Genomic DNA, 7530 nt, shown 5'->3' on the forward strand with positions numbered 1-7530 from the left:
CTGCTCTCCATCGGCGTGAAGGCCATCTTCACGCCAGGCACCTCGGCCGAGACCATTGTCACCACCCTCGACGCCTTGCTGCTCCCGGGACCCGACGGTACCGCGACGAACGCCCCCGCGGCGGGACCGCCCTCCCGTGCGTGAGCTCATCGCGCAGGCCCGAAGCGGTTCGATCCGCGCCGCCACGCGCCTGATCTCCCTGCTGGAAGCCGACCCCGCGCGCATCCCCGCGCTCTTCCAGGGCTGCGCCGAGCTGCCACGCCCGCATCTGGTGCTGGGCATCACGGGGCCACCTGGCGCGGGCAAGAGCACCCTCACCGACGCACTCATCACCGAGTGGCGTCGCCGACAGCCGGAGAAGCGCATCGGCGTGCTGGCCGTCGACCCGTCGTCACCCTTCACGGGCGGCGCCATACTCGGCGATCGGGTGCGCATGATGGGGCATGCCACCGACCCGATGGTGTTCATCCGATCGCTGGCCACCCGCGGGCACCTCGGCGGCCTCACCCTCGGAATCCGCGGCGCGGTGCGCGTGATGGCCCTGGTGGGCTGCGACGTGATCATCATCGAGACGGTGGGCATCGGGCAGAGCGAGATCGAGGTCGCAGGCGTGGCTGACATCACGATGGTGGTGCTGGCACCCGGTCAGGGCGATGGCGTGCAGATGCTCAAGGCCGGCGTGATGGAGGCGGGCGACGTCTTCGTGGTGAACAAGGCCGACCGACCGGACGCCGATCGCGTCGTGGCAGACCTGCGGGCAACCCTTTCGCTCGGCGACAACCCGCGCCAGGCCGAGGTGTTCTCGGCCATCGCCGTCAACAAGACAGGGGTCGATGCCCTCGTCGATGGCCTCGAAGCCCGCCTGGCGCGTCACGCCGACGAGATCGCGGCCCACCGCGACCAGGCGGCGCTCGACGAGGTCCGCGGCGCCGTGCTCGAAGCCGCGGCGCGGCGCTTTCAAGGCGCACTCGAGCGCATCGACGAGAGCAGCGAATCGCTGCGCGCCATCGTGCGCGGCGAGGCCACCGTCGAAGGCACGGTCGCAAAGGTGCTTCGCCGTGCCGAAGCAGACGCGATGGAGCAGCAAGGAGAGCGCGCATGAGCGATCACGTGAACGACCGCATCGCGGCCGGCATGAAGGCCTACGAGGAACGGGTGAGCCGGACCCTGGCCAGGAGCCCGGAGCGAACCGCGACCTTTGAGACCGTGAGCGGGCGCCCCGTGGCGCGCCTTTACCTCCCGGACCCCGAAACCACCACCGCCTATGACGAGAAGCTCGGCTTCCCCGGCACCTTCCCGTTCACCCGTGGCGTGCAGCCTACCATGTATCGGGGCCGTCTCTGGACCATGCGCCAGTACGCGGGCTTCTCGACCGCTGAAGAATCGAACCGCCGCTACCGCTACCTCCTCGAGCAGGGATCGACCGGCCTGAGCGTGGCGTTCGACCTTCCCACCCAGATCGGGCTCGACAGCGACGACGACATGTGCATCGGCGAGGTGGGCAAGGTGGGCGTGGCCATCGACACCCTGGCCGACATGGAGGCGCTCTTCGACAGCATTCCCCTCGACAAGGTCTCGACCTCGATGACCATCAACGCGCCGGCCTCGGTGCTGCTGGCCATGTACATCGCGGTCGGTGAGAAGCAGGGCGTTGCCGCCGACACGCTCGAGGGAACCATTCAGAACGACGTGCTCAAGGAGTACGTGGCCCGCGGCACCTACATCTTCCCCCCGCGCCCAAGTCTGCGCATCATCGCCAACATCTTCGAGTACTGCACGAAGCACGTGCCACGCTGGAACACCATCTCGATCAGCGGCTACCACATCCGCGAGGCCGGCTCCACCGCGGCGCAAGAGGTCGGCTTCACCCTGGCCGACGCCATCGCGTACGTGCAGACCGCCCTCGACGCGGGGCTCGAGCTCGACGCCTTCGCGCCTCGCCTGGCCTTCTTCTTCGCCGCGCACACCGACGTGCTCGAGGAGGTGGCCAAGTTCCGCGCGGCGCGTCGCCTGTACGCGAAGATCATGCGCGACCGCTTCGGCGCCAGGGATCCCAGGAGCCAGATGCTGCGCTTCCACACGCAGACCGGCGGTGTCACCCTCACGGCGCAGCAGCCCGACAACAACGTGGTGCGTGTCACGCTGCAGGCTCTGTCGGCGGTGCTGGGCGGAACCCAGTCGCTGCACACCAATTCAAAAGACGAAGCCCTCGCCCTGCCCACCGAAGACTCGGTGCGCCTGGCCCTTCGCACCCAGCAGGTGATCGCCTACGAATCGGGCGTGACAAACACCGTCGACCCGCTCGCCGGGTCGTACTACGTCGAAAAGCTCACCGACGAGATCGAGGCCGAGGCGGCCGACATCATCAAGCGCATCGACGACATGGGCGGCATGGTGGCGGCCATCGAGAGCGGCTTCGTGGCGCAGGCCATCGAGCGCTCGGCCTACGCCTATGGCATGAGCGTCGAGCGCAAGGAACGCATCGTGGTGGGGGTCAACGAGTTCAACGCGGGCGAGGGCGACGTGCACTTCGAGCTGTTCGAGGTCCCCGAATCGGTGCGCGAGCAGCAGACCCGCAAGCTCGCCGATGTGCGCTCGAAGCGCGACGGCCCGCGGGTGCAGCAGACGCTCGAGGCGCTTCGTGGAACGGCCCGCGACCCCAAGGCCAATCTGATGCCGGCCATTCTCGACTGCGTGCGCGCCTATGCCTCGATCGGAGAGATCTGCGGCGTGCTGCGCCGTGAGTTCGGCGAGTACACCGAGGGCGTGACCCTGTAGGCGATCGAGGATCAGCCCCCCCCGACAAGCCTGCCCACCGACAAGACACCCCCGAAGGACTGAGCGAGATGGTGAAGCAGATCAACCACATCGGCATCGCGGTGACGTCTCTCGCAGAGACGCGTCCCTTCTACGAAGAGGTTCTCGGCCTTTTGTTCGAGGGCGAGGAGACGGTGCCCGACCAGAAGGTGCGCGTGGCCTTCTTCCGCGCCGGCGAGGTGCGCATCGAGCTGCTCGAACCCACCAGCGCCGACAGTCCCGTGGCCACGTTCATCGAGAAGCGCGGACCTGGCGTTCATCACATCGCGTACACGGTCGAAGACATCGACGCCCGCATCGCCGAGCTCAAGGCCAGGGGTCTTCGCATGGTCGATGAGGCGGCGCGACCCGGCGCTCATCATACGCGCATCGCCTTCATGCACCCCAAGGCGAGCCACGGGGTGCTCACCGAGATCTGCGAGCCGAGCGCGTGAGCCGCGCGTCCGCATGATCCGCCGCGTCTTCCACGAGCAGATCGACTCCACCAGCCTCGACGCAAAGCGCCGCTACGACGGCGCCGCCCTGCTCGTCGTGGCCGCCGAGCAGACCGCCGGCATGGGACGCCTGGGCCGAACCTGGCAGAGCCCGCGCGGCGGGCTGTGGATGTCGCTCGCCTGGCCCATGCGTGAGCCGCTGACCGCCTATCAGGCCGCGCCTCTTGCCGTGGGCGCGGCGGTGGCCGAGGCGATCGGGGCGGTGTGCGAGGTCTCGGCTGAGATCAAGTGGCCCAACGACCTGCTCGTGAACGAGCGCAAGCTCGCGGGCATCCTCTGTCAGACCGAGCTCGACCGCAACGTGCTTGTCGTGGGCATCGGCATCAACGCCAACCTGTCTTGCGGCACGCTGCCCGAAGACCTGCGCCGCCCGCCCACCTCGTTGCGAGACGAGCGGGGGAGCGACGTCGACCTCCTCGCCCTCGAGGTCTCGCTGGTCGAGCGGCTCCAGGCCGCGATCGAGGCCTGCGAGCAGGGACGGTTCGGCACAGACATCGCACCCCGCGTGCACGCCCGTCTGTGCTGGCGGGGCAAGCGGGTGCGCAGCACCGACGGAGCGGGAACCGTGTTCACCGAAGGCGTGCTCGCGGGAATCGACGCAAGTGGCGCCCTGATCCTCGAGACCGAGGTCGGTCAGGTCGCGGTGACCGTGGGAGAGATCGCGCGAATCTGATCGGCTCGCGCGCCCCCGCAGCGAAACGCATTCTCCCCCTCGGTCAGGTCACGCCGCAATCGACCTGACCCGCAGACAGGCCCTTCCGCTGCAGACCCCGAAGCCGACCCGTACGAGGCGCGCCTCGGCGCGTCCCCTCGAACCCCCTCAGAGGAGCCGTTCATGAAGATCACTCGAGCCGCATCGTCGCCTTTCATCCTGATCATCTCGGCCATGCTCTCCGCCGCGCCCTCCGCGCTGGCTGTGCCGTCCACGTCGAAGGCTCCCCAGCCTGGCGTGCGCCTCGCCCAGACCCAGCTGGAGATGAACGAGCAGGCCGCCGAAGACTTCAAGAAAGCCGACGCCGAGCTCAATGCCATCTACAAGAAGGTCATGGCGGCCAGCGCGGGAGAGCAGAAGCAGGCCATCATCACCGCGCAGCTGGCCTGGATCAAGTTCCGCGACGCAAACGCAGACGCCTGGGCCGCACCCAACAAAGGGGGCAGCATCTACCCGCTGATCTGGCTCGGCGCAAAGACGCGCACGACCCGAACCCGCACCGCCGAGCTGAAGCAGCTGCTCGAGGAGCACCAGCAGCACTAGTGACGCCGGTGAATTCCCTGCAACTATGACAAAACGGTAACAACCCCGTAATATATGTGACAATTCGTTCACACTTTCGACCGTCGGCCCGCGCTATGCTCGTCTCAGAGGAAGAGAGGACATTGAGCAGATGCGTGAGGTTATCAAGGAGCGCGCGAGCGCGCTGTTTTCCGTGACAACCCTGGGACGAGGAGAGGTCTGTGTGGGTGGGCAGCCCATCACCGACAAGGCCTTCAAGACGCAGAAGGTGAAGCTGCTGCTGGTCCTGCTCGTGCTGTCGCACGGCAAGGACCTGAACGAGGACGACCTGATCGAGGCGCTGTGGCCCGACACCGGTCTGGCGGGACGACGCAGCCTGAACACGGCGCTGTGCCTGCTTCGCAAGGCGGTGGGGCCGCAGGCCGCGTGGGCCATCGAACGAGAGCGGGGATTCCTTCGGATCCGCCGTGACGCCACGGTGTGGTGCGACACCCCGGTCTTCGAAGCGCTCATGCGACAGGCCGTCGCTCTGCGCGATCGCCACGAGGTGGCGGGCGCCGCTCGGTTGTTGCAGCAGGCGAGCGCCCTCTACCAAGGGCGCTACCTCGACGGGTGCTATCTCGAGTGGGCCGTGCGCAAGCGAGAGACACTCGAGCTGATGGCCACCACGGCCCTCACCGAGCTGGCCACGCACGCCCTCGAAACCGGCAACCTCGAAGCTGCGCTCGAGCACGCCACGCGCGCCACCGAGATCGACCCGTACGACGAGGGGGCCCACCAGCTCGTGATGCGGGCGCACACGCGCCTGGGCAGGCCTGATCGCGCGATTCGTCAGTTCGAGCGCTGCCAGCGCCGGTTCCGCGACGATCTCGCCCAGGATCTCTCCATCGCGCTCGTCGAGGAATGCCTGCGCGCGCGCATCGGCACCGCGGCGACGGCCCCCATCGTGAGCGCGGCGCCGCGCTGGCAGCGACGCACCTCGCTGCCGCAATCGGCATAGCGCAACCCGAGGGCTCACGACGACTCATCTTGCGACTGCACGCAGCGCACGGTGTCTCGCGCGATGAGCAGCTCCTCGTTGGTGGGAATGACGTACGCCCTCAGGCGCGCGCCCACCGGCGAGATCTCCCCCCTGGCTCCGCCCACCATCTTCCCGTTGGCCAACGGGTCGATGGTGAGGCCAAGCCAGTCGAGCCCGGCGCAGATGCGCTCGCGCACGATCGGCGCGTTCTCCCCGATCCCCCCGGTGAACACGACAGCGTCGGCCCCGTTCATCTCGGCCAGATAGGCCCCGATGTACTTGCGCACGCGCAGGCAGAACAGGTCGATGGCCAGGCGGGCGCGGCGGTCCCGACTCTCGGCCTCCTCTTCGAGCAGCTCACGCATGTCGTGGGTGAGGCCGCTCACGCCGAGCAGCCCCGACCGCTTGTTGAGCAGGGTGTCGAGCTCTGCCAGGCTCAAGCCTTCCTTGACGGCGATGTACTCGAGAATCGAAGGGTCGACGTCTCCAGAGCGCGTGCCCATGACGAGGCCCTCGACCGGCGTAAACCCCATCGAGGTATCGAGCGAACGCCCTCCTTTGATGGCGCACGCGGAGCAGCCGTTGCCCAGGTGCAGCGAGATGATGTTCACCTGATCGCGCGCGATGCCGAGCATGCGGCGATACCGATAGGTGATGTAGCGGTGCGAGGTACCGTGGAACCCGTAGCGGCGAACGTGGTAGCGCCGGTAGTACGAGTACGGCAGCGCATAGAGGTACGCTTCTTCCGGCATGGTGGCGTGGAAGGCGGTGTCGAACACCGCGACCTGCGGCACGGCCTCGCCGAGCATCTCACGAACGGCCCGGATGCCCTTGAGATTGGTCGGGTTGTGCAGCGGCGCGAGCTCGACGCAATCTTCAATGCCCTTGAGCACGTCAGAATCGATGATGGTGGAGGCGCGAAAGCGCTCTCCCCCGTGCACCACGCGATGCCCCACCGCGTGGATGTCGGCCAGCCCCTTGATGTCAGGAATCTTCGCCTCGGGCGAGATGGCCCAGCGTAGGATGTACTGAACGGCGGCGCGATGGTCCGGCAGCGGCGCCGTGGTCACGACCGGCTCGCCACCCTCGACTGAGAGCCGCACCAGCCCCTGCCCGCCGAGACGCTCGAGCAGCCCCCGCGCCAGAAGGCGGTCTTCGTCCTTCTCGATGCGCTCGGCATCGGTCTCGATGATCTGGAACTTGATGGTCGATGACCCGCAGTTGAGGACAAGGACGTTCATATCACCCTCCGGAACAGATCGTCTCAGCGCCGTCTGATACAGGCGATGCAACCGTGTCTACAGCCGAGGCTCCTGTGGCTCGGTGAGGCGCCATCGCACGATGCAGAGCTGGCTGAAGGCGCGCATCTCCTCGAGGAGGTGACGGGCGTCGGGCAGGCCGCGCGGTGTCGAGAAGACAAGCAACATCTCATTGCGCTGGGCATCGACGCGAACCGTGCGCAGCGAGGGGAGACGCATGAGAAGCCCGACCTTCTCTCGCGCGCCGGCAACGTCGGCCACCGTGACCTGAAGCGCCCCGCATCGCCCCCCCAGCATGTCGACCAGGCAGCGGAAGATGTCAGACTCGGTGATGATTCCCACGAGCCGACCCTCGGCGATCACCGGAAGCGCCCCCACCTTCTCGGCCAGCATGCGTGAAGCGGCCTCTTCCACAGTGCAATCGGGCGCAATGTGGAGCACCGAGGTGCGCATCTGCGCCGCCACCGAAGGGCCTGACCGCGCCGCGTCATCGGAGATGGCGCGCAGGTCTCCCAACGTGATGATCCCGAGAACCACTCCGTCGGAGATCACGGGCAAGCGCCTCACGCGACGCTCCGCCATGAGCGTCGCTGCCTCTGTCAAGGCAGCCGCCGGACCGATGGTCACGGGGTCGGTGGACATGATGTCGGCAACAATCACAGATCGGTCACTCGCATGTCCAACCGCTTCAAGCCGCGCGCGACG

At 67.4% G+C, this 7530-nt stretch carries 8 protein-coding genes; 6 read left to right on the forward strand and 2 right to left on the reverse strand.

Translation table 11 applies throughout. The annotated features are described in order from the left end of the window. The first annotated feature begins 136 nt into the window (after positions 1–136). The 6 genes from EB084_15595 to EB084_15620 all read left to right on the forward strand — a co-directional run bounded on the left by EB084_15595 (position 137) and on the right by EB084_15620 (position 5545). Complete coding sequence (locus EB084_15595) at positions 137–1102, forward strand: methylmalonyl Co-A mutase-associated GTPase MeaB (GenBank protein ID NDD29682.1); 966 nt, start codon at positions 137–139, stop codon at positions 1100–1102. Beyond that, entirely contained in the window at positions 1099–2778 is a 1680-nt protein-coding gene (locus EB084_15600) for a methylmalonyl-CoA mutase (GenBank protein NDD29683.1), read from the forward strand. Before EB084_15595 ends, EB084_15600 begins: the two co-directional genes overlap by 4 nt. Positions 2779–2846: 68 nt before the next feature. Then, positions 2847–3251 carry a methylmalonyl-CoA epimerase gene (gene mce, locus EB084_15605; GenBank protein ID NDD29684.1) on the forward strand — a complete coding sequence of 135 codons (405 nt, stop codon included), beginning with the start codon at positions 2847–2849 and terminating at the stop codon, positions 3249–3251. After that, complete coding sequence (locus EB084_15610; protein ID NDD29685.1) at positions 3151–3984, forward strand: biotin--[acetyl-CoA-carboxylase] ligase; 834 nt, start codon at positions 3151–3153, stop codon at positions 3982–3984. The genes mce and EB084_15610 overlap by 101 nt, the downstream gene beginning before the upstream one ends. 162 nt (positions 3985–4146) lie before the next feature. After that, on the forward strand, positions 4147–4566 hold the full coding sequence (locus tag EB084_15615; GenBank protein ID NDD29686.1) for a DUF1311 domain-containing protein: 420 nt from the start codon (positions 4147–4149) through the stop codon (positions 4564–4566). Positions 4567–4696: 130 nt separating this feature from the next. Further along, entirely contained in the window at positions 4697–5545 is an 849-nt protein-coding gene (locus tag EB084_15620; protein ID NDD29687.1) for a hypothetical protein, read from the forward strand. A gap of 14 nt (positions 5546–5559) precedes the next feature. Here EB084_15620 and EB084_15625 read toward each other — a convergent pair whose 3' ends face one another. After that, positions 5560–6807: an acetate kinase gene (locus EB084_15625; GenBank protein ID NDD29688.1), complete on the reverse strand. Its 1248-nt coding sequence runs from the start codon at positions 6805–6807 to the stop codon at positions 5560–5562. 57 nt (positions 6808–6864) lie between these two features. Then, on the reverse strand, positions 6865–7485 hold the full coding sequence (locus tag EB084_15630; GenBank protein ID NDD29689.1) for a CBS domain-containing protein: 621 nt from the start codon (positions 7483–7485) through the stop codon (positions 6865–6867). Positions 7486–7530 lie beyond the last annotated feature (45 nt).

The sequence above is a fragment of the Pseudomonadota bacterium genome, assembly GCA_010028905.1.
Lineage (GTDB): Bacteria > Vulcanimicrobiota > Xenobia > RGZZ01 > RGZZ01 > RGZZ01.